Below are 964 nucleotides of genomic sequence, written 5' to 3'. Positions count from 1 at the left end.
AGGAGGGGGCGGCCGAGGAGCTGCTGTCCTGGGCCCCCGGGGCGAGCTCCTCGAGGATCTTCAGCGCGACGGGGCGGGAGGTGACGTCGCCGAGGCTGACCGTCAGCAGATGGGGCCCGGGCTCCGCGAGAGCGCCGAGGCGGCCGCAGTCCTGGCTCGAGGCGCGGCCGGACCAGCGGTACACGGCGGTGAGCTCCTCGTGCGGGTACAGCACCCGCTGGGCCTCCGCGGGGTCCGCCTGGCAGATGCGGGTGGAGAAGACGTCGTCGCCCTCGGCCGTGCGGATCGTGAACTCCTGCCGGGCCGTGCCCACATCCGTGCGGCACGGGGTCGAGGAGAGGTTCGTGATGCCCAGGCGCAGCTCGGCCTCCTCGCCCCGCTGGTACTCGGACCGGTCCGCGGAGGCGGCGATCCGCAGATCCGAGGGCTGGCACTCGGCGGCGTCCTCGAGGGCCACGGTAGGCGAGGCGGAACTGGACTCGGCGTCCGTGGCCGGGGCGGGCGACGGGGAGTGCACCGGCGTCGGGGCGGCGGAGGGGTCGGCGTCCTCGGAGGAGAAGGCGCCGATCCCGGCTCGGACGAGCGCCACGACGGCCCACCCCACCAGGAGCAGGAGCACGAGGGCGAGCAGGGCGGCCACGAGCCGCCGGCGGCGGTAGACGGCGGGGGACGGCTTCGACCCGGGGGAAGTCGGACGAGACGGCATGCGATCCAGGGTAGGCGGCGGCGCACCCTACAGTGGACGCCATGCCCGCGCCCGCCCCCCTCGTCCCGCCCACGGTGGACGTGCCGCACCTGCACGACGCGATGCTGGGCTGGTTCGCCGTCCACGCCCGGGACCTGCCCTGGCGCAGCCCGGACTGCTCCCCGTGGGGCGTGCTCGTCTCGGAGATCATGCTCCAGCAGACCCCGGTCGTGCGGGTGCTGCCCCGCTGGCGGGAGTGGCTGGAGCGCTGGCCCACCC

General features: G+C 75.5%; 1 protein-coding gene and 1 pseudogene. One reads left to right on the top strand and one right to left on the bottom strand.

Going from position 1 to position 964, the window contains the following annotated elements; translation table 11 throughout:
• Positions 1–706 (bottom strand): hypothetical protein (locus tag J1M39_RS08960; RefSeq protein ID WP_206496691.1); only part of this gene is annotated, 706 nt, incomplete at its 3' end.
• Between the two features lie 41 nt (positions 707–747).
• Between J1M39_RS08960 and J1M39_RS08955 the strand changes: the two are divergent.
• Positions 748–964: pseudogene (locus J1M39_RS08955) on the top strand (A/G-specific adenine glycosylase); the annotation flags it as partial.

Source organism: Micrococcus sp. KRD077, assembly GCF_017168505.1.
GTDB lineage: Bacteria > Actinomycetota > Actinomycetes > Actinomycetales > Micrococcaceae > Micrococcus > Micrococcus luteus.
Note: the sequence above shows the minus strand (reverse complement) of the source record. Positions and strands in the feature narration are given on the sequence as shown.